Here is a 19902-nt window from a genome sequence, read left to right as displayed (position 1 = left end):
GCAAGCCACTCGGAGTTGAGGAGCACCATGCCCGTAGTCGTCGTCGCCACCATGACCGCCAAGCCCGAATCCGTGGATACCGTCCGCGCGGCGTGCACCGAGGCCATCGCCGAGGTGCACGAGGAGCCGGGATGCGAGCTGTACTCGCTGCACGAAGCCGATGGAACCTTCGTCTTCGTCGAACAATGGGCCGACGCCGACGCATTACAGAAGCACGGCACCGCGCCCGCGATCGGGAAGCTCTTCGGTGCGATTGGTGAGCATCTCGATGGCGCACCGGATATCAAGATGCTGACGCCGATCGTCGCCGGCGATCCCGCCAAGGGCCAGCTTCGCGGTTAGGCGGCAACGTGGGATCACTATCGGGAAAGATCGCCTTCATCACCGGCGCCGCGCGCGGCCAGGGCCGGGCGCATGCGGTCAAGCTCGCCGGTGAGGGCGCCGACATCATTGCGGTGGACCTGTGCGACCAGATCGCCTCGGTGCCCTACCCGATGGCGACCCCCGACGATCTGGCGGCGACGGTCAAGCTCGTCGAGGAGACCGGGGCACGGATCTACGCCACCGAAGCAGATGTGCGGGACCGGGACGCGGTGAAGTCGGCACTGCGGGCCGGCACCGAAGCGCTCGGTGACCGGCTCGACATCGTCATCGCCAACGCAGGCATCGCGCCGATGGCCGGTGAGGATGCCTGGCAGGACGTCATCGACGTCAACCTCACCGGGGTGTACAACACCGTGGACGTGGCAATGAAGCCCATGGTCAAGTTCGGCAACGGCGGGTCCATCGTCTTGACGTCCTCGGTGGCCGGGCTGGTGGGCATCGGCTCGCCATTGGCCGGATCGATCGGCTACGCCGCCGCCAAGCACGGCATCGTCGGACTGATGCGGGTGTATGCGAACGTGTTGGCGCAGTTCAACATCCGAGTCAACTCCATCCATCCGGCCGGTGTCGACACCCCGATGATCGACAACGACTTCATCCGCAGTTGGCTGCAGGGCATGGCCCAGCAGGAGCAGCGCGGACCCGATATGTCCAACGCCCTGCCCGTGCAGACCCTGGACGTCGACGACATCGCCAATGCGGTGCTCTGGCTGGTATCCGATGCCGCCCGATACGTCACGGGTGTCACGCTGCCTCTGGATGCCGGATTCGTGAACAAGCGCTAGTGCCGCTGAATCCGGCCGCCCGCACCGCGATCGGACCGATGCTGCTGTCGGCCATCGAGGCGCTGGAGCCGCGGCACCGCCGCCTGATCGATGATGACCTGGCGGCCGCATTCCTACCGCCGGGCGCTCGAACCCTGGCGAAGATGGCACGCGCGGGCTGGCTACGCCGTGCACTGATAGCGGCCTCGGAGCGATCCGGACCGGGGCTCTGGGCCGGGATCGCCTGTCGCAAGCGCTACATCGATGACAAGGTGTCCGATCCGGCCAGCGAGACCGATGCCGTCGTCATCCTCGGATCCGGCCTGGACACCCGGCCGTACCGGATCGCCCGCTATAGCGACCTACCGGTGTTCGAGGTCGATCAGCACGCAAGCATCGACCGGAAAAGAACAACCGTCGAGCGCGCGCTCGGCGCGGTGCCCGCCTCGGTACACCTGATCGGCTTGGACCTCGAACGCGAGCCGCTGATGAACGTGCTGCACACCAATGGTTTTCGCGATAACGGCCGCACCCTGTACATCGCCGAAGGGCTGACCCAGTATCTGTCCCCAGCTGCTGTGCACGACCTGTTCGAACAACTGCGTCAGGCAACCACGGGCAGCAGACTCGTGTTCACCTACGTTCGCGCCGATTTCCTCGACGGCACCGATCGTTATGACAGCGACGCGGTGTACCGCCGCTTCGTCCCACGATTGTGGAAATCCGGTTTCTCCCCCGAGCAGCTGGAGGAGGTGCTGCGTGGCCACGGCTGGCGACTGATCGAGCAGGCCGGGCCGAGCTATTACCGGGACATCTATATCCGTCCTACCGACCGCCCCCTGCGCGCCTCGCCGATCGAATGGACTGCGCTGGCCGTGCGGGGCGACTAGATCTCGATGACGGTCGGCACGATCATCGGCTGGCGCCGGTAGGTCTCCCCCACCCATTTGCCGACGGTGCGCCGCACCGCTTGAGCGATGCGAACGGGATCGGTCACCTGATCACCGGCGAGCCGCTCCAATTCCTGGGCCACCTTCTCGGCAACCGGGTCGAGCGCCTTGGGATCCTCGGAGAAGCCCCGCGAGTGCAGGTGCGCGGGTCCGGCAGCGCGCCCGGTACCGCGATGCACCACCACCGTGACGGCAACGAAACCCGATGACAGGGTCAACCTTTCGCCGAGGGTGGACTCCCCCACGTCACCGGTGACCAAACCGTCGACAAACCGCTTACCCACCGGCACCGCGCCTGCGATGGAGACGACACCGTTGACAAGGTCGACGCTCACCCCGTTCTCGGCCAGCATGACGTTCTCGGCAGGCACCCCCGTGCTCACCGCCAATGCGGCATTGGCCCGCAGGTGCCGCCAGGTGCCGTGCACCGGCATCACATTGCGCGGACGCACACCGTTGTAGAGGAACAGGAGTTCACCGGCATAGGCGTGACCCGAAACATGTACCCGCGCTTGCGCATTGGTGACCACCCGGGTCCCGACCTTGGCCAGCGCGTCGATGACACCGAACACCGCCTCCTCGTTGCCGGGGATCAGCGACGAGGACAGGATGACCAGGTCACCGGCGGTCAGGGTGATACTGCGGTGCTCGCCGCGCGACATCCGCGACAGCGCGGCCATCGGCTCGCCCTGGGTGCCGGTGGTGATCAACACGACGCGTTCGGGCGGCATCATCTCGGCGGCCGCGATATCGAGGATGTCCTCATCGGCCACCCGCAGGAAGCCCAGTTCGCGGGCAATGCCCATGTTGCGCACCATGGAGCGTCCCACGAAGGACACCCGCCGGCCCAAAGCGACTGCGGCGTCGATGATCTGCTGCACGCGATCGACGTTGGAGGCGAAGCAGGCCACGATGACGCGCCCCTCGGCGCCACGGATCAGCCGGTGCAGGGTGGGTCCGACCTCGCTCTCGGACGGGCTGACACCGGGATGCTCGGCATTGGTCGAGTCACACAGGAACAGGTCCACACCGGCATCACCGAGGCGCGACATGCCGGGCAGATCGGTGGGCCGCCCGTCCGGCGGAAGCTGGTCGAGTTTGATGTCGCCGGTGTGCAGGATGGTGCCGGCACCGGTGTGCACGGCGATGGCCAGGGCATCCGGGATCGAGTGATTGACCGCGAAGTACTGGCATTCGAATACCCCGTGGGTGCTGCGCTGCCCCTCGGCGACTTCGATGATCTTGGGTTTGATGCGGTGCTCACGGCACTTCTCGACCACCAGTGCCAGCGTGAACTTCGACCCGACGACCGGGATATCACCGCGCAGCTTCAGCAGATGCGGGATCGCACCGATGTGGTCCTCGTGGGCGTGGGTGAGCACCAGTGCCTCGACATCGTCGAGGCGATTCTCGACGTGGCGCAGATCCGGCAGGATCAGGTCGACGCCGGGCTCGTCGTGGTTGGGGAACAGCACACCGCAGTCGATGATGAGCAACCGACCGAGATGCTCGAAAATGGTCATGTTGCGGCCGATTTCGCCGATGCCGCCCAGCGCCGTGATGCGCAGCCCACCCGGCGCCAACGGTCCCGGCGCGTTCAGCGTCGGCTCGGTCGCGGGAGGCTGTCGGCCGGCGACATTGTTCATTGCACGGTGCCCTTCATCGCAAGACGCCGGCGGCGCGCATATCGACGGCCAGCGCATCGATCTCGGATTGCTCGGCCGGCACCTGGGGCAACCGGGGTTCACCCGCGTCGAGGCCGATCAGCCGCAGCGCTTCCTTGGACATCGTCACGCCGCCCAGCCGGTTCTGCGCGTCGTTCAGCGGCGCCAGCGTGGTGTTGATCTTGCGGGCGGTGGCGATGTCGCCGGAGTTGAACGCGACCAGCATGTCGCGCAGCTGGCCGGCGGCCACATGTCCCCAGACGCTGATGAAGCCGACCGCGCCGACCGCCAGCCAGGGCAGATTCAGCGAGTCGTCCCCGGAGTAGTACGCGATGCCGGTGTCGGCCATCAACCGTGCCGCCCCGTGCAGATCACCCTTGGCGTCCTTGACCGCGACGATGTTGGGGTGGGCCGACAGATTGCGCAGGGTGTGCCAGTCGATCGGGATGATCGAGCGCGGCGGGATGTCGTAGAGCACCACGGGCAACTCGGTCGCGTCGGCGACGGCGGTGAAGTGCGCCTCGACCCCGCGCTGCGACGGGCGCGAGTAGTAGGGGGTCACCACCAGTAGGCCGTGCGCGCCGGCGGCCGCACTGGCTTTGGCCAGGCCCACACTGTGCGCGGTGTCGTAGGTGCCGGCTCCGGCGATGATGCGTGCGCGGTCGCCGACCGCATCCAGCACGGCCTCCAGCAGCGCGATCTTCTCGTCGTCGGTGGTGGTCGGCGACTCGCCGGTGGTCCCGGACACCACCAGACCATCGCAACCGGTGTCGACCAGGTGGGTGGCTACCTTCTTGGCGGTCGCCAGATCAAGCGAGCCGTCCGGGCCGAACGGCGTCACCATGGCAGTCAGCACGGTGCCCAAACGTGCGCTGACATCAATTCCACTGGTGGTCACGGGCGTCAGATTACCCGCTCGGTCGACCCGATTTTGCAGCGCGGGCGGGTCGGGCCGTTTCGGTTTAGTGTTCGACATGACTTACGCTGCCCCGCTCGCCCGCCGCTTGCTCGATGTGATCGAGTCCGAAGTGTTGCCGCTCACATCGGTCGGTGTCGCGGCGGGAAACAAGGTCTTCGGTGCGGCCATCCTGCGCAAGTCCGATCTGTCGCTGGTGGTCGCCGGCACCAATGCCGAACTGAGCAATCCGCTGTGGCACGGCGAGGTGCACACGCTCAATCAGTTCTACGAGCTGCCCGACCGCCCGCCGACCGCGGATCTGGTGTTCTTGTCGACACACGAACCGTGCACCATGTGCATGTCCGCCATCACCTGGGCGGGTTTCGACAACTTCTACTACTTCTTCAGCCATGAGGACTCCCGCGACAGCTTCGCCATCCCGCACGATCTGCGCATCCTGTCCGAGGTGTTCGGCCTGGAGCCCGGTGGCTACCGTCGCCGCAATGCGTTCTGGACCGCGGTCAGCATCGACGAGCTGATCGGCGCCGAACCCGAGCTGCGCGCCCAGCAGAGTCGCATCACCGACCGCTACGCGCAGCTCTCACAGCAGTATCAGGAGTCGAAGGGCGGCAACGACATTCCGCTGGGTTAGCCCAGAACTGGGCTGTGTTCCCGCAATGGCCGCAGATCCGCCTCGCCTCTAGGCCGAGCAGAGGTACTGCGAACCGCCGCCGACGTAGACGATGCCGGGGTGGTATTCAGACTGCGCCGCACCGGCGACCGCAGCGGCAAATCCATCAGCCGATGGCGGGGGCGCGAAGTACGCACCGTCGATCATGTTGCCCGAGACGACGGTGAAATGGATTCCACGCCGGTTGAATTCGTAACGCATGCCGTACATGGCCGTCTCCCCCGCGCGCATGCTCGCCGCGATCGGCGCGTAGCCCTTGGGAACCGCCTTGTGAGGATAGAAATGCGCCTGGTGGCTGGTGACGAACACGACACGTCCGCCGATCGGCATGAGCGGCATGGCCAACTCGACGATCCGACGTTGAGCATCACGGTTCACCCGCATCGCGGCGCGGGCGTCCACGCCGTGGTCCAGGACGCCGGGGGCGTTGAGGATCAAGGTGTCCAGCCGGCCGAACCGCTGCCGGATATCGGCGATCACCGATTCTGCGGCCGCCTCGTCGGCGATGTCGGGAGCGTTGATGACACGGGTACCCGGGTGTGCCAACTGCTGGGCAACCTCGGCACCGATACCTCGGGAGGCGCCGGTCACCAAGGCAATCTGGGTGTCGTGCATGTTCGGATCCTTTCGCCGTCCCTGGGCTTCCCGGACCACCGTACACCAAAAATAAGAAAAATAAGGGATACTTAAGGTCACGGTGAGGTGGAGAGAGCGTCACCGTCATCGGCCAGTTCCACGTACTGCACCTGGTCACCTCCGGCCCGCTTGGATCGGTACATCGCCGCGTCGGCGATGGCGATCAGTTCGTCCAGAAATGCCGGGAACACAGCATCCGCCGGCAGCAACGCGGTGCAACAGCCCAGGCTCGCGGTGAGCTGCCCCGGCAGCGCCGCGATGCCATGCCGGATGCGCTCGGCCGCCGCCACGTGCTGCTCCTTGGGACCGGCATCGGCGATCACGAACTCCTCGCCGCCGATGCGCCCGACGAGGGCGCCGGGCTCGCAGAGTTGTCGCAGGACAGCACCGATCCCCACCAGTGCCGCATCCCCTGCGGCATGTCCGCGCGTGTCGTTCAGTTTCTTGAAATCGTCGATGTCGATCATCGTGACGTTGAACGGGATGGAAACACCGGCGCGGGACAGGACGAGTTCGTGCACCGCGTTGTAGAACGATCGCCGATTCGGCAGTCCGGTCAGGGGGTCGTGATCGGCGATTCGCAGATCTGAGTGCAACGAATGCACCAGCGCGTGGATACCGAATGGCACGCCCAGGTTGAGACCGAGCACCACCAGGACGGATGCCACGACCAGCGCGGTGTCACCGCTATCGGCGAGTAGCCGCCACGCCGTGATGGTCACGCATACGGCCGCGACCACGAAATTGGACAACACGTGGATGAGTGCGTGGAAGTAGGCGAGCATGCCGCCGATGGCGGCGAACATCGCGCACCCCATGAGACCGCCGTAGGGACCCGAGAGCATCAGGCAGCCCAGGGCGATGGAGCCGCTGCAGATCGCGTGATAGGCCAGTGAGCGCCCCCGACTGGGCCAGCCGAACAGCCACACCGACCCCGCGGCGACAGCAAGCGCCGACACCAGGACGGCCAGTGTGCGCGTCGCATCGGTGCTCGGCCCGAGCGGGCTGCCCATCATCAGTACCGGCACCGAGGCGAACAGCACCGTGAAGGTGAAGGTCGCCAGGCGCCACTGCAGCGCGAGGTCACGGTCTTGCAGGTAGGCGCTGAACCAGTGGAATTGGTCGTTCTGTTGCCACCACTGTCGGTCCCGCCAGGACATTCGTAACAGTGTGCCTTTTGATGATGCTTGCGTCATCTTTGTACGCTCAACGGTGCACGTTCAACGATGTGCGGTCAACCGACGATCCGCAATGCTGCGCGCAGCGGTACACACAGTTCGCCACGATCGCCGACGGCGATCTCATCGAGCCCCAGCCAGCGCGCCATCGCCATCAACTCCGGCGCCATCGAAGCGGCGACGCGGCCGCGATCATGCCCGTCCTCGGTGAACGCTCCCAGGACGTGCAGGGTGCCGTCGGCGCGCTTGAGATCGACGCGGCCGACCAGTTGCCCATCCAGCAGGAACGGCCATACGTAGTACCCGTACTGGCGTTTGGGAGCGGGCGTGTAGATCTCGATGCGGTAGTGGAATCCGTCGAACAACCGCGCGACCCGCGGGCGGAAGAAGATCAGCGGGTCGAATGGGCACAGCAGCGCCGTTCCGCGATCCCGGCGCGGGATCGTCCGGCCCGGCAACAGGTAGGCCGGCGCGCCCCACCCGTCGACCTCGACGGTCTCCAACTCGCCGTCGGCCACCAGCGCGGCCAACGCTGGCTTGCTCAGCTTCGGGCTCAGCCGGAAGTAATCGCGCAGATCCGGTTCGGTGGCGATCCCGAGCGCACCGGCCGCGCGCACCATCAACTCACGCACCGCCTCCTCATCGGAGACCTCGCGGGCAAGCACCTCCGGCGGCAGCACCCGTTCGGTGAGGTCGTAGTGGCGGGCGAACCCTATCCGCGTCGCCGTGGTGAGCACGCCTGCCGACCACAGCGCCTCGGCCACCCATTTGGTGTCGCTGCGGTCCCACCACGGCCCTTTCCGGCCGCGCGGTTCGGTCTGCAGGTGGGCCTCTATCTGGCCTGCGGTCGACGGCCCGAGCTCGGAGATCGCGGCGATGACCTCCTCGGCGAGCCGGCCGTTCCGCTTGACGATCTCGCTACCCCAGCGTCCGTGTTCGAACTCGCGCATCCGCCAGCGCATCAGCGGCCAGTCCTCCACCGACATCAGCGCCGCTTCGTGTGCCCAATACTCGGTCAGCAATCGTGGCGACCGGGCACTGTGACTCCAGGCGGCGCGGTCGAGGACGTCCCGGTCGTAAGGGCCCAGCCGACTGAACACCGGCGCGTAGTGTGCACGCACCGAGACCGACACCGAGTCCAGCTGCAACACCTGCGTGCGCGCAACGAGCCGTTTGAGATGCGCACGGGTGACGGGACCGCGCGGCTTGGGTTCATGGAATCCCTGCGCGGCCACGGCGAGCCGGCGGGCCTGTGCTGGGGTCAGGGTCGCCACGTGGTCATCGTGCCGCATGGCACCGACAGCCCCGTCAGCGCACGTAGCTGGAGAATCGGTACCGTAATCCAGAGCTGCTGGTCAGCCAGTCTCCGACCGTGCCGGTCCACGTCTCGTCGAGCACCGGGGCAACCGCGTCCTCGTCATCGCGCACCAGGTCGATCTCGACCTCGGTGACTTCGCAACGATCCGCCGACGTCACCGCCTGGCCGTAGAGCTGCGCGCCACCGATCACCCATCCGTCGATATCGGCGGGGAGCTCGGCGACCACCTCGGCACCGTCTGCCTGGTAGTCCGGGTTACGGGACACCACGATATTGCGACGTCCCGGCAGCGGTCGCACCGCGGTGGGTAGTGACTCCCAGGTCAACCTGCCCATGACGACCGCTTGCCCCAGCGTCAGCTCCTTGAAGCGCGCCTGGTCCTCCGGCAGCCGCCACGGGATGCCGTTGGCCCGCCCGATGACACCGGAGGTCGACTGGGCCCAGATCAGCTTCACACCGCCACCGGGGCCTTGATCCCCGGGTGCGGGTCGTAGTTCACGATGGCGATGTCCTCATAGGTGTAGTCGAAGATCGAATCGCGCGGAGCCAGAACGAGTTCCGGGTAGGGGCGCGGATCCCGCGACAGCTGCAACGTCACCTGCTCGACATGATTGTCATAGATGTGGCAGTCACCACCGGTCCAGATGAACTCCCCGACACCCAGTCCGGCCTGGGCGGCCATCATGTGGGTCAGCAGGGCATAGCTTGCGATGTTGAACGGCACGCCCAGGAACAGATCGGCGCTGCGTTGGTACAACTGACAGGACAGTCGGCCGTCGGCGACATAAAACTGGAAGAACGCGTGGCACGGCGGCAGCGCCATCTGCGGAATCTCGCCGACATTCCATGCCGAGACGATGTTGCGGCGCGAGTCGGGGTCGCGTTTGAGCAGTTCCAGCGCCGCCGAGATCTGGTCGATGTGCTCGCCGGACGGGGTCGGCCAAGACCGCCATTGCACGCCGTAGACCGGACCGAGATCGCCTGTCTCAGAAGCCCATTCGTCCCAGATCGTGACTCCGTGGTCCTGCAGCCACCGGACGTTGGAATCACCGCGCAGAAACCACAGCAACTCGTAGACGATCGACTTGGTGTGCACCTTTTTTGTGGTGATGAGGGGGAACCCGGCATTCAGGTCATACCGCAGCTGATGTCCGAACACGCTGCGGGTACCGGTACCGGTGCGATCGGACTTCGGGGTGCCCTGCTCCATCACCAGACGCAGTAGATCCTCGTACGGAGTGTCAACCGGGGCCACTCGGCCAGCTTACGTCGCACCCACCCGACACGCGCGGACCCGGCCCCGATGTCCGGTACAACTGACACCATGCCCACCACCACGGACACCATCACCACAGCTGACGGCTCCTGCCGGGTCACCGTGGCCACCCCGGACGGCGACGGTCCCTGGCCCGCCGTCGTGATGTACCCCGACGCCGGCGGCGCCCGCAGAACATTCGACGAGATGGCCGCCCAACTCGCCGAGTACGGCTACGTGGTGTTGGTACCCGATGTCTACTACCGCCAGGCCGACTGGGCGCCGTTCGACATGGCCACGGTGTTCGGCGACGAGGCTGAGCGCCGACGGCTGTTCGGACTCATGAAAGCCCTCACCCCCGACATCATGGCCGCCGATGCGGCAGCCTTCTTCGACTATCTGGGCGCCCGCCCCGATGTCGCCGGCGAACGTTTCGGGACCACCGGCTACTGCATGGGCGGTCGCACGTCGCTGATCATCGCAGAGCGGTTGCCGGTACGGGTGGCGACGGCGATGTCGTTTCACGGTGGCGGGCTCGTCACGGATGAACCCGACAGTCCGCACCTGCTCGCCGGCAATATCGAGGGGGTCGTCTATGTGGGCGGCGCGCAGGATGACGCCTCGTTCACCGAGATGGACGCCTGGACCCTCGGCCAGGCACTGACCGCGGCCGGAGTGGAACACACGATCGAGTTCTATTCCGCGGCACATGGTTTCGCGGTGCCGGACATGCCCCCGTATGACCCTGCGGCGGCGGCGCGACACTGGGCGGCGATGGGTGAGGTGTTCGGCCGCGCGCTCGGCTGAGGTTACGGGCTCCGGCGACGGGCACGCAGCACAGCCGCGAGGATGCCCCGTGCGGCATAGATCGCGGCGATGATCGACAGCACGATCAACAGCACGAACATGACCAGCCAATTGGTGCGGTCGTGGTTGACGTTCCACCACACGATGGCGAACAGCACGGTGCAGACGAAGACCACGATGTCGCGCCAGTTGCCCTCGTAAGAGGCGGCCAGTTGCCGGATCTCGCGCTGTTTGTCGACGGCGTTGACGATATCGTCGATGCGAATGTCGATGGAACGTTGCAGGGCCGCGCGACGTTCGACCTGGTCCGCCGGGATCTTCTCCAGTAGTTCCATATCGGCCTTGATGTTGCCGCGGATGTCTGGACCTTTGAAGGCTCCGGCCGCCAGGCCCAGCAGTGCGCCACCGGCGATCGGTGCGGCGCCCAATGCGATCTCGGCGATTCCCGGCATAGCTCCTCCGTCATTGACTCGATGTGGCGGTCAGTGTGCCATCCCGCCGGAGGGTGATCCTCGGCTCGGATCGGGAGTCAGCACGACCACCGGAATCGCACGCTCTGTGCGCCGCTGGTACACCGTGAAGTACGGGTACATCTGTACCAGTCGCTCCCACAGCCGAGGCCTCTCCCCCGGATCGGCCTCGGCCGCCGAGACGTGAATCGTCTCTCCTCTGACCTGCACTTCCGCCCGTGGGTCGGCTTGCAGGTTGCGCCACCAGCTGGGGTCGGTGTCGCTGCCGGAATAGGCCGCGGCGATCACGAAACGCTCACCGTCCCGTACGTAGATGACCGGCACGGTCCTGGCTTTACCCGTGCTGCGTCCGGTGACCGTCAGCAGCATCGTCGGATACTTGCCGTTCTGCGCCCTACCGCCGGTAACCCGGTATGCCAGCGTGTGCGCACCGCTGATCGTCTTCGTGACCACGCGCATCGACGGTCGGCGCAGAACTGCGCTGACGGCATTGAAGAGTTCAGAGAGCATGCATCATATTCGCAGCAACAGTGGCGCCCAGATTCCAACAGGCCTGCAGATCAGCCTTGCCCGGCGACCCGGACACCACCACATGGTCGGCGGCCTGCCGCCAGCCCAAACCGGCGGTGATGCCGTCGACCGCGCGCACCGCACCCTCGGTGCCCTCGTTGCCGTGCAGGAACAGCCCGAACGGGCGGCCGCGGGTGCTGTCGAGCAATTGGTAATAGCTCTGGTCGAAGGCGTGCTTGAGCGCGCCGGAGATATAACCGAGGTTCACCGGGGAACCCAGCAGATAGCCGTCCACGGTGAGCATCTCGGCCGCCGACACCGTCAGGGCCGGCCGCCGCACCACCTCGACACCCTCGATCTCGGGAGCGGTGGCGCCGGCCAGCACAGCCTCGAACATCGCCTGGCAGTGCGGGCTCGGGGTGTGGTGCACGATCAGCAGTCTCACCGCGCGTCGCGCTCCATCTCGACGGCGGTGCGCATCGTCTCCCTGGCCCGGCTTCGGTCGCCGGCAAAATCGTAGGCACGGGCAAGCCGATACCAGCGCACCCAGTTGTCACGGTCGGCTTCCAGTTCCGCACGGGTCCGTTCGAACAATGCGTCGGCGGCGTCACGTTCGATGCGCCCCGAGGCCCGGCGCGGGAGATCGCTCACATCGAGGTCCATTCCGGATTCGCGGGCCAGTCGGACCAGACGCTGGTGGGCCAACCCGGCACGCAGCGTGGCCACCATGGCCCACAACCCGATGAGCGGTAAGACCAGCAGCGCCACACCGAGCCCGATGGGCGCAGGCTCACCGGACGCGATGAGCGCCAACGCCGTTCGGCCCAACATCACGAAGTAGACCAGCAGCGCGATGCACATGAATCCGATCAGCAGCTGGATTCGCAGGGCACGCCCACCGTCGTTGTTCATGACAGGTCGAGCAGAGGCTCAATCCCGATGGTCAGGCCCGGGTGTCCGGCGACCTGACGGACGCCGAGCAGGACACCGGGAACGAAGGAGGTGCGGTCGAGGCTGTCATGCCGAATCGTCAAGGTCTCCCCCTGGGTGCCGAACAGCACCTCTTGGTGGGCGATCAGCCCGGCCAGTCGAACCGAATGCACCCGCACACCGTCGACGTCGGCGCCCCGCGCACCCTCCAGCCCGGTACTGGTGGCGTCAGGGCTGGGCGGCAGACCCTTTCGCGCCTCGGCGATCAGCGCTGCGGTGCGGGTAGCGGTACCCGAGGGCGCATCGGCCTTGTGCGGGTGATGCAATTCGATGACTTCGACGGACTCGAAGTGGCGCGCCGCCAGTTTGGCGAAGTGCATGCTCAGCACGGCGCCGATGGCAAAGTTCGGGGCGATCAGGACGGCCGATGCGGGTGCGTCGGCTAGCCACTGGCGGACGGTGGCGATGCGCTCCTCGGTGAAACCGGTGGTACCCACCACCGCGTGAATACCGTTGTCGATGACGAACTTCAGGTTGTCCATCACCACATCGGGATGGGTGAAATCGATGACGACCTCGGTGCCGCTCTCGGTCAGCCGGCTCAACGGATCCCCGGCGTCCACCTCGGCGGAGAGCTCGAGGTCGGCGGCGTCCCGGACGGCCTGGACCATGGTGGCGCCGACCTTGCCCCGGGCACCCAACACTGCGACTCGCATGAGGGGCAGCCTACTGCGCGCACCGGTAGGTACCGTGGGCACATGCGCATCGCATGGCTCCCCCTGGCGGTCGCAGCCCTTGCCGGCTGCGGTGGTGTGGCCGATGCGCAAGATCCCACACCGGAAGACCGCACCTTCGTGTCGGTCGGTGTCGTCGGCGAACCGATCCCCGGTGGCGGTCCGCTGACGCTGGAGTTCCGCGACGGCCGGATCTCGGCGTTCGCGGGATGCAACCGCGGATCGTCCACCGCCGACCTGTCGGGAGGGCACCTGAGCACCGGTGAACTCGCGACCACCATGATGGCCTGCCCGCCACCGTTCGCCGAGGCCGATGCTTGGATGACACGGCTACTGCAGGCCCGGCCCGAGTGGACGTTGACCGGTGACGATCTCACGCTGACCACCGGCGCCACCACGGTAACCCTGCGCGACAAGGCGGTCCTGGACCCCGACCGGCCGGTCGTCGACACCAACTGGCGGGTGGACACCCTGATCTCGGGTGATGCAGCGATGACATCGGTGGCCCTGGAACAGGCCAAACCCGGGTTGACGGTGCGCCATGACGACACGGTGGTCGGCTGGACCGGGTGCAACACCTTCTATGGTCGCGCCACGGCCGTGGCCGGCATCATCACCTTCGGGCCGATCAACACCAGCGGTCCGCCCTGCCCCGGTGAGGTCGGCGAGATCGAGCGATCGGTCCTGGACGTGCTCACCGGTGAGGTGACAGCGATCGTCGAGGCAGACCGGTTGACGCTGACCAACGCCGAAGGCAACGGATTGGTGCTGCGCGCCGAGTAGCATCCGGCCATGCGTGGTCACAAGATCCTCATCACCGGCCCGACCGGACAGGTGGCAACCCCCATCGCGATGTCGCTGGCAGCCGACAACGAAGTCTGGGGCATCGCCCGTTTCTCTGATCCCGCCGCGCGGGAACGGCTGGAGCGGGCGGGAATTCACTGCGAACAGGTGAACCTTGCCGCCGGCGACTTCAGTCGGCTGCCGTCGGATTTCGATTATGTGCTGAATCTGGCCGTCGCCAAGAGCGGCCGCTGGGACAAGGACCTCGCGGCGAATGCGGAGTCGGTGGGCTTGCTGATGGCGCATTGCGCCGATGCCACGGCGTTTCTGCACTGCTCGTCGGCGGCCGTGTACGACCCGCCCGGCGACGAACCCCGCACCGAATCGGCGGCCTTGGGCGACAACCACAAGCCACTGTTCCCGACCTATTCGATCTCCAAGATCGCCGGCGAGGTCGTGGCCCGGACGATGGCGCGCGCCTTGGGGTTGCCCACCGTGATCGCGCGTCTCAACGTCCCCTACGGCGACAACGGCGGCTGGCCGTTCTACCAGATGGAGATGATGCTGGCGGGCATCCCGCTACCCGTCCCGCCGGGAGAGCCTGCTCGCTACAACCCGATTCACCAGGACGACATCATCGCCATGCTGCCCGGGATGCTGGCGGCTGCGACGGTCCCGGCGACCACGGTGAACTGGTGCGGTGACCAAACGGTCGGCTTGCAGGAATGGTGCACCTACATCGGTGAGCTCATCGGCCGCGATCCGGTTTTCGAGGTGAGCGATCAGGCCCTGCCCACCGGCCCGACCGACACGACCAAGATGCACGAGATCGCGGGCGGGACATCAGTGGATTGGCGTGACGGCATCCGTCGGATGGTGAGCACGTTTCACCCGGAGCTGGTCGCGCCCAGCGCGGTGTAGTGGCCCGCGGTCAGATCCGCGATGAGCCCGGGATGTTCGGGCTGCCAGTCGAGCAGCTCACGCGTCAGAAGACTGGAGGTCGGATTGTCCAGCGCGGCAATGGCTCCCACGAAATCGAGTTCATCGAGCGCCTGCTCGGCCGATACGCTGATTGCGGGAACACCCAACTGGACACCGATCGTCCTGGCGATATCTCCGAAGACGATGCCTTCCTCGGCGGCGCCATGCAGAGTCGCCCCCGCCGGGGCCGATTCCAATGCCAGCCGATACAACCTGGCCGCGTCGAGGTTGTGCACGGCGGGCCAGCGATTCGCACCGTCCCCGATGTAAAGCGATCGCCCCCTGGCACGCGCGTTGGCGATCAAGGTCGGGATGAACCCACGGTGATCGGTTGGTCCGTGCACCGTCGGGGGCAGCCGGATCACCACTGACCGAACCCCGGCGTCCGCCAGTGCGAGTGTCGCGCGTTCGGAGGCGACGCGCGGGCCGGATGGGTCGACCTCGTCATCCTCGGTTCCGGTCCGGTCCCGGCTGCCGGGACCGAACGCCAGCATCGCCGTCCCCGAGGTGGACACGAGCGGCCGGTCCGAGTCCGCCAGTGCCGCACCCATTGCCTGGATCGCCGCGAGGTCAACGGCAATGGCGGCTGCGTAGGCGGTGAAGTCGTGGATGAACCCGAGATGGATCACCCCGTCTGCCGCCGCCGCGCCCGCGGCCAGGGTGTCGAGATCCTGCAACGTCCCACGCAACACCTGCGCTCCTGATGACCGAACGGCCTCCTCGGCGTCGTCGGACCTCGCCAGACCGGTCACCCGATGCCCGGACCCGACCAGTTCCCGTACCACCAGCGACCCGATATGGCCGCTGGCGCCGGTGACGAACACATGCATATGCACTCCTGGGGCTCAGTGATGTCAGTCAATGACATCACCGACGCTACACCCGATGACAGTTGCTGTCATCACTTAGAATTCCGGCATGGGCCGTTGGGAACCGGACGCACAGGGGCGCCTCGAACAGGCCGCGCTGGAGCTGTATCTGGAGCGTGGATTCGATCAGACAACGGTCGCCGAGATCGCCCAGCGCGCGGGACTGACCGAGCGCACGTTCTTCCGGCACTTCACCGACAAGCGTGAGGTCCTGTTCAAGGGCCAGATGCTCGCCGAGGCCATGGCAGGCGCCGTCGCCACGACACCAGCCACCACTACCGCGCTGGACGCCGTCGCGGCGGCGCTGGAATCGACATCGGACTTCTTCACCGAACGCCGCGAACACGCTCGCCGACGCCAGTTGGTCATCGACGCCAATCCCGGCCTGCAGGAACGCGAGCTCATCAAGCTCGCCTCATTGGCCACGACCCTGGCCGATGCGCTGCGCAGCCGCGGTGTCCACGCCGACACCGCAGTTCTGTTGGCAGAAACCGGAATCGCGGTCTTCAAGGTCGCCTTCGAACGCTGGCTGGCCGCCGAAGACGACCGGCCATTGGCCGGTCATATCGGCACGGCCCTCGATGAGCTCAGGTCGGCGACCCGCCGCTGAGGGCATCGATCGCGGCATCGACGGCAGCCAGCGCCGCGGCGTCGCGCTCCACATCGGATTTCGCGACGTCGTGTGCGTGGCGGGCGTCAGCAAGGTCGGCATCGGCGATATCGACATCATGCTCGGCAGCCGCCAGCAACTCACGCGCCTGCTCGAGGCGTCGGCGCGCGGCGACGAGCGCGGCCTGCCGGTCCGCGACCGTGCCGGTGGCGGCGGCATGGACGTTCTCGGATCGTGCGAGCGCCGCTGCGGCCGCGCCGCGTTGCTCGGCCAGGATGCGCCGTCGCCGACCGTCATCGGGACCGGGCGGGGCGGGAGCGTCGGTATCGCGACGTCGCGCGCCGACCGCCACGGAAACACCGAAATCACCGAATCCCGACCACTCCTCGGCCTTCTCCAGACGACCGAGTCTGGCGTGCACATCCGGATCCGCGATCGCCGCCTGCAGCGTGTTGGTGATGTCCGCACGCAGAGCGGGTGTCGGCGCGTTCACCCGTGCCGCCGCAAGGCCCGCCCGGGTGAGGTCGATGACGACCCGGCGTTGCGACGCAGTCAACTCGCGGATACGGGCACCATCCATGGCGGCGTGCGCAGCCTGCAATTGCGCACGCAATTCCGCAAGCCGATCCGCTACAGCGGGATCCGCCCGCACCAACGCGTTGACCACCCAGGCGGCCACGGTGGGCCGCCGCGCCGCACCGATGGTGCGAGCCGCATCGGTATCGCCACGCTTCTTGGCCTGCGCCACCAATTGGCCTCGCAATGCCGTGAATTCGGGCGGCGGGACCCCGTAGAGCGTGTCCAGATCGTCGTCGACTGTCACAATGGCGATGCTCCCCGCAGATGCTCGAAGATCAGCGATGTCTGTGTGCCCGCGACATCGCCATCGGCATTGAGGTTCTCCACCACGAAGGCACGCAGATCTTCGGTATCCCGTGCGGCTACGTGCAGGATGAAGTCGTCACCACCGGCCAGGAAGTAGACGTCCATCACCTGCGGGCGTTGCCTGATCTGGGCGATGAAATCCCGAATACGGCCCCGCGCATTGGATTGCAGGCTTACCGAGATCATCGCCTGGAGCGTCAGGCCGACCGCTGCCGGGTTGATATCGGTGTAGAACCCACGGATCACTCCGATGTCCTGGAGTCGGCGCAGCCTGCCGTGACATGTCGACGGCGCGATCCCGACCGCCTCGGCCAACGCGCTGTTGGACATCCGCGCATCCGAGTGCAGGGCGAGCAACATGCGCCGATCGATATCGTCGAGATCGGAAGGGCGAACATCTTTCGGCCCAGACGCCAACCGCGGGCCACGGGTCGATGATCGTTCATTCATGGAGCGATCTTAGCGAATTATCGACATAAACATTGTGCGTCTACCGTTGTTTATTCACACTTGATCGTACATCCCAGACTTTAGGAGCGATCATGCTCGTCGGCATCCCGACCGAGATCAAGAACAACGAATACCGCGTCGCGATCACGCCCGCCGGGGTGGCCGAGCTGACCAAGCGCGGTCACGACGTCATCATCCAGGCCGGCGCAGGAGCAGGCTCGGCCATCACCGACAACGACTTCAAGGCCGCCGGTGCCCAGATTGTCGAGAGTGCCGAAAAGGTTTGGGCCGATGCGGATCTGCTCCTCAAGGTCAAGGAACCCATCGAGGCCGAGTACGCGCGGCTGCGGCGGGGCCAAACGCTGTTCACCTACCTGCATCTGGCCGCGTCCAGGCCGTGCACCGATGCGCTGATGGCCTCCGGCACCACCGCCATCGCCTACGAGACCGTGCAGACCACCGGATCGGACGGATCGGTCGCGCTCCCCCTGCTGGCCCCCATGAGCGAGGTCGCCGGGCGTCTGGCCGCACAGGTCGGCGCCTACCACCTGATGCGCACCCAGGGTGGTCGCGGTGTATTGATGGGAGGCGTCCCGGGCGTCGCGCCCGCGCGGGTCGTCGTGATCGGTGGCGGCATGGCCGGCGACAACGCCGCCGCCGTGGCGTGGGGCATGGGCGCCCACGTCACCGTGTTCGATCTGAACATCAACACCCTGCGCAAGATCGATGCCGAATACGGCGGCGCGATCGAGACCCGTTACTCGTCCAGCCTGGACCTCGAAGACGCGGTCAAACAGGCCGATCTGGTGATCGGTGCGGTGCTGGTGCCCGGCGCCAAGGCACCCAAACTGGTCACCAATTCGACGGTGGCGCAGATGAAGACCGGCGCGGTGCTCGTCGATATCGCCATCGACCAGGGCGGTTGTTTCGAGGACTCCCGTCCCACCACCCATGACGACCCGACGTTCGCCGTCCACGACACCGTCTTCTACTGCGTGGCGAACATGCCTGGCGCCGTGCCCCGGACATCGACGTATGCATTGACCAATGCCACCATGCCCTACGTGCTCAAGCTGGCAGACAAGGGCTGGCGGGAGGCGTGCCGCACCGACATGGCACTGGCAATGGGCCTGTCCACCCACGAGGGTGCGCTGCTGTCGGGACAGGTGGCCGCCGATCTCGACCTGCCGTTCACCGACCCCGCGGACCTGCTTGCCTGAACGCCGGACCGCTGCGGGTCAGGCGAGCAGATCCGGTAGCACCAGCGCGGCGACCTCACCGATCACCGGCCGCAGGCCCGCGGCGTCGGAATCGGCGGACTGGGTGCGGGTCATGATCGACAGCAGAACGCGAGTGCCGCCCGGTCCGTAGGCGACACCCACGTCGTTGGTCGTGGCGTAATCGCCACTGCCGGTCTTGTCCGCAGTCGTCCAGTCCGGCGGCAGGCCTGCCCGCATGCTCGACGTCTGGTTGGCTCGCATCCAACCATCGAGGAGATCACGCTGCGCGGGCGGTAAAGCGTCACCCGCCAACAGGTTTCGATATCCGGTACCCAGCGCTTCGGGAGTACTGGTATCGCGTGGATCACCGGGGATCGCCGAGTTCAGATCGGTCTCCCAGCGGTCCAATCGAGTCCTGTCGTCACCGACGGTGCGCGCGAAATCGGTGATCGCGCGCGGGCCGCCGAGCGTGGCGAGCAGCAGGTTGGCGGCGAGGTTGTCGCTGCGTTGCAGCGCCGCCTGGCACAGTTCAGCCAGCGTCATCTGCCCACCGGCACGCTCCTCGGTCACCGGCGAGTTCGGAAGGATCCCCGCAGGATCGACGAAAACGGGTTTGTCCAAAGAGAGTTCACCCTCGGCCACCCGACGCAACACCGCCGCCGCCGCATAGGCCTTGAACGTGGAACACATCGCGAACGATTCTTCGGCGCGGTGCCGGACGGACATCCCGGAGTCCAGATTCAACCCGAACACCCCGATGAAGGCATTGTGACGAGCCTCCAGATCGCCGATCCGCTCGGGCAGTGCGGTCGCAGGCGCGGCCAGCGCGGTATCGTCCGCGCAACCGGCAACCGACCCCACCGCCACCAGCGTCAGACCGCCGATCAACAGCTCGCGTCGTGACAGGCGCATCAC

General features: G+C 66.4%; 25 protein-coding genes. 9 read left to right on the top strand and 16 right to left on the bottom strand.

The window, feature by feature from the left end; genetic code table 11:
* The first annotated feature begins 27 nt into the window (after window positions 1-27).
* From PGN27_RS24500 to PGN27_RS24490, 3 genes are read left to right on the top strand one after another with little or no spacing between them, the layout of a single operon-like run.
* The gene (locus tag PGN27_RS24500; RefSeq protein ID WP_335328448.1) at window positions 28-342 is read left to right on the top strand and encodes a putative quinol monooxygenase; all 315 of its coding nucleotides are present in this window, start codon (window positions 28-30) and stop codon (window positions 340-342) included.
* Between the two features lie 8 nt (window positions 343-350).
* Window positions 351-1169 carry a mycofactocin-coupled SDR family oxidoreductase gene (locus PGN27_RS24495; protein WP_335328447.1) on the top strand — a complete coding sequence of 273 codons (819 nt, stop codon included), beginning with the start codon at window positions 351-353 and terminating at the stop codon, window positions 1167-1169.
* A complete protein-coding gene (locus PGN27_RS24490; protein WP_335328446.1) occupies window positions 1169-2038 on the top strand; it encodes an SAM-dependent methyltransferase in 870 nt (289 codons plus the stop codon). Before PGN27_RS24495 ends, PGN27_RS24490 begins: the two co-directional genes overlap by 1 nt.
* On the opposite strand, the gene PGN27_RS24485 is transcribed toward PGN27_RS24490, so the two are convergent.
* Window positions 2035-3744, bottom strand: a complete 1710-nt coding sequence (locus tag PGN27_RS24485; protein ID WP_335328445.1) for a ribonuclease J — start codon at window positions 3742-3744, stop codon at window positions 2035-2037. The two genes, PGN27_RS24490 and PGN27_RS24485, sit on opposite strands and share 4 nt — an antisense overlap.
* Window positions 3745-3757: 13 nt before the next feature.
* On the bottom strand, window positions 3758-4660 hold the full coding sequence (gene dapA / locus PGN27_RS24480; RefSeq protein ID WP_335328443.1) for a 4-hydroxy-tetrahydrodipicolinate synthase: 903 nt from the start codon (window positions 4658-4660) through the stop codon (window positions 3758-3760).
* A gap of 76 nt (window positions 4661-4736) precedes the next feature.
* Here dapA and PGN27_RS24475 point away from each other — a divergent pair, with 76 nt between their 5' ends.
* Entirely contained in the window at window positions 4737-5312 is a 576-nt protein-coding gene (locus PGN27_RS24475) for a nucleoside deaminase (protein WP_335328442.1), read from the top strand.
* Window positions 5313-5360: 48 nt separating this feature from the next.
* On the opposite strand, the gene PGN27_RS24470 is transcribed toward PGN27_RS24475, so the two are convergent.
* The 5 genes from PGN27_RS24470 to PGN27_RS24450 all read right to left on the bottom strand — a co-directional run bounded on the left by PGN27_RS24470 (window position 5361) and on the right by PGN27_RS24450 (window position 9693).
* Complete coding sequence (locus PGN27_RS24470; RefSeq protein WP_335328441.1) at window positions 5361-5966, bottom strand: SDR family oxidoreductase; 606 nt, start codon at window positions 5964-5966, stop codon at window positions 5361-5363.
* A gap of 77 nt (window positions 5967-6043) precedes the next feature.
* Window positions 6044-7147, bottom strand: a complete 1104-nt coding sequence (locus tag PGN27_RS24465) for a GGDEF domain-containing protein (protein ID WP_335328440.1) — start codon at window positions 7145-7147, stop codon at window positions 6044-6046.
* 74 nt (window positions 7148-7221) lie between these two features.
* Entirely contained in the window at window positions 7222-8439 is a 1218-nt protein-coding gene (locus PGN27_RS24460) for a winged helix-turn-helix domain-containing protein (RefSeq protein ID WP_335328439.1), read from the bottom strand.
* Between the two features lie 34 nt (window positions 8440-8473).
* Window positions 8474-8938 (bottom strand): dihydrofolate reductase, encoded by a 465-nt coding sequence (locus tag PGN27_RS24455; protein ID WP_335328437.1) that lies wholly within the window; start codon window positions 8936-8938, stop codon window positions 8474-8476.
* Window positions 8935-9693: a thymidylate synthase gene (locus PGN27_RS24450; RefSeq protein ID WP_335328848.1), complete on the bottom strand. Its 759-nt coding sequence runs from the start codon at window positions 9691-9693 to the stop codon at window positions 8935-8937. Before PGN27_RS24450 ends, PGN27_RS24455 begins: the two co-directional genes overlap by 4 nt.
* 114 nt (window positions 9694-9807) lie before the next feature.
* Between PGN27_RS24450 and PGN27_RS24445 the strand changes: the two genes are divergently transcribed.
* Entirely contained in the window at window positions 9808-10545 is a 738-nt protein-coding gene (locus tag PGN27_RS24445) for a dienelactone hydrolase family protein (RefSeq protein ID WP_335328436.1), read from the top strand.
* 2 nt (window positions 10546-10547) lie between these two features.
* On the opposite strand, the gene PGN27_RS24440 is transcribed toward PGN27_RS24445, so the two are convergent.
* The 5 genes from PGN27_RS24440 to dapB are packed head-to-tail and all read right to left on the bottom strand — an operon-like array spanning window position 10548 to window position 13171.
* Window positions 10548-10997, bottom strand: coding sequence for a hypothetical protein (locus PGN27_RS24440; RefSeq protein ID WP_335328435.1), 450 nt, complete (start codon window positions 10995-10997; stop codon window positions 10548-10550).
* Between the two features lie 30 nt (window positions 10998-11027).
* On the bottom strand, window positions 11028-11525 hold the full coding sequence (locus PGN27_RS24435; RefSeq protein ID WP_335328434.1) for a nitroreductase family deazaflavin-dependent oxidoreductase: 498 nt from the start codon (window positions 11523-11525) through the stop codon (window positions 11028-11030).
* Window positions 11515-11922 carry a flavodoxin family protein gene (locus PGN27_RS24430; RefSeq protein WP_335328847.1) on the bottom strand — a complete coding sequence of 136 codons (408 nt, stop codon included), beginning with the start codon at window positions 11920-11922 and terminating at the stop codon, window positions 11515-11517. The genes PGN27_RS24435 and PGN27_RS24430 overlap by 11 nt, the downstream gene beginning before the upstream one ends.
* Before the next feature lie 44 nt (window positions 11923-11966).
* Window positions 11967-12437, bottom strand: a complete 471-nt coding sequence (locus tag PGN27_RS24425) for a hypothetical protein (protein ID WP_335328433.1) — start codon at window positions 12435-12437, stop codon at window positions 11967-11969.
* On the bottom strand, window positions 12434-13171 hold the full coding sequence (dapB, locus tag PGN27_RS24420) for a 4-hydroxy-tetrahydrodipicolinate reductase (protein WP_335328432.1): 738 nt from the start codon (window positions 13169-13171) through the stop codon (window positions 12434-12436). The genes PGN27_RS24425 and dapB overlap by 4 nt, the downstream gene beginning before the upstream one ends.
* 42 nt (window positions 13172-13213) lie before the next feature.
* On the opposite strand from dapB, the gene PGN27_RS24415 reads away from it, so the two are divergent.
* Complete coding sequence (locus PGN27_RS24415; RefSeq protein ID WP_335328431.1) at window positions 13214-13972, top strand: META domain-containing protein; 759 nt, start codon at window positions 13214-13216, stop codon at window positions 13970-13972.
* A 9-nt stretch (window positions 13973-13981) separates the two neighbouring features.
* Window positions 13982-14893, top strand: a complete 912-nt coding sequence (locus tag PGN27_RS24410; RefSeq protein ID WP_335328430.1) for an NAD-dependent epimerase/dehydratase family protein — start codon at window positions 13982-13984, stop codon at window positions 14891-14893.
* Here PGN27_RS24410 and PGN27_RS24405 read toward each other — a convergent pair.
* On the bottom strand, window positions 14860-15783 hold the full coding sequence (locus PGN27_RS24405; RefSeq protein ID WP_335328429.1) for an SDR family oxidoreductase: 924 nt from the start codon (window positions 15781-15783) through the stop codon (window positions 14860-14862). The two genes, PGN27_RS24410 and PGN27_RS24405, sit on opposite strands and share 34 nt — an antisense overlap.
* A gap of 88 nt (window positions 15784-15871) precedes the next feature.
* Between PGN27_RS24405 and PGN27_RS24400 the strand changes: the two genes are divergently transcribed.
* Window positions 15872-16432: a TetR family transcriptional regulator gene (locus PGN27_RS24400; RefSeq protein WP_335328428.1), complete on the top strand. Its 561-nt coding sequence runs from the start codon at window positions 15872-15874 to the stop codon at window positions 16430-16432.
* Here PGN27_RS24400 and PGN27_RS24395 read toward each other — a convergent pair.
* A complete protein-coding gene (locus tag PGN27_RS24395; protein ID WP_335328427.1) occupies window positions 16410-17255 on the bottom strand; it encodes a hypothetical protein in 846 nt (281 codons plus the stop codon). The genes PGN27_RS24400 and PGN27_RS24395 overlap by 23 nt on opposite strands.
* Window positions 17252-17767 (bottom strand): HTH-type transcriptional regulator AldR, encoded by a 516-nt coding sequence (gene aldR, locus PGN27_RS24390; protein ID WP_335328426.1) that lies wholly within the window; start codon window positions 17765-17767, stop codon window positions 17252-17254. The genes PGN27_RS24395 and aldR overlap by 4 nt, the downstream gene beginning before the upstream one ends.
* Window positions 17768-17859: 92 nt before the next feature.
* On the opposite strand from aldR, the gene ald reads away from it, so the two are divergent.
* Complete coding sequence (gene ald, locus PGN27_RS24385; protein ID WP_335328425.1) at window positions 17860-18987, top strand: alanine dehydrogenase; 1128 nt, start codon at window positions 17860-17862, stop codon at window positions 18985-18987.
* Window positions 18988-19005: 18 nt separating this feature from the next.
* On the opposite strand, the gene bla is transcribed toward ald, so the two are convergent.
* Complete coding sequence (gene bla / locus PGN27_RS24380; RefSeq protein WP_335328424.1) at window positions 19006-19902, bottom strand: class A beta-lactamase; 897 nt, start codon at window positions 19900-19902, stop codon at window positions 19006-19008.

The organism is Mycolicibacterium neoaurum (assembly GCF_036946495.1).
Taxonomy (GTDB): domain Bacteria; phylum Actinomycetota; class Actinomycetes; order Mycobacteriales; family Mycobacteriaceae; genus Mycobacterium; species Mycobacterium neoaurum_B.
This window is presented reverse-complemented; position numbering and strand designations above follow the sequence as displayed.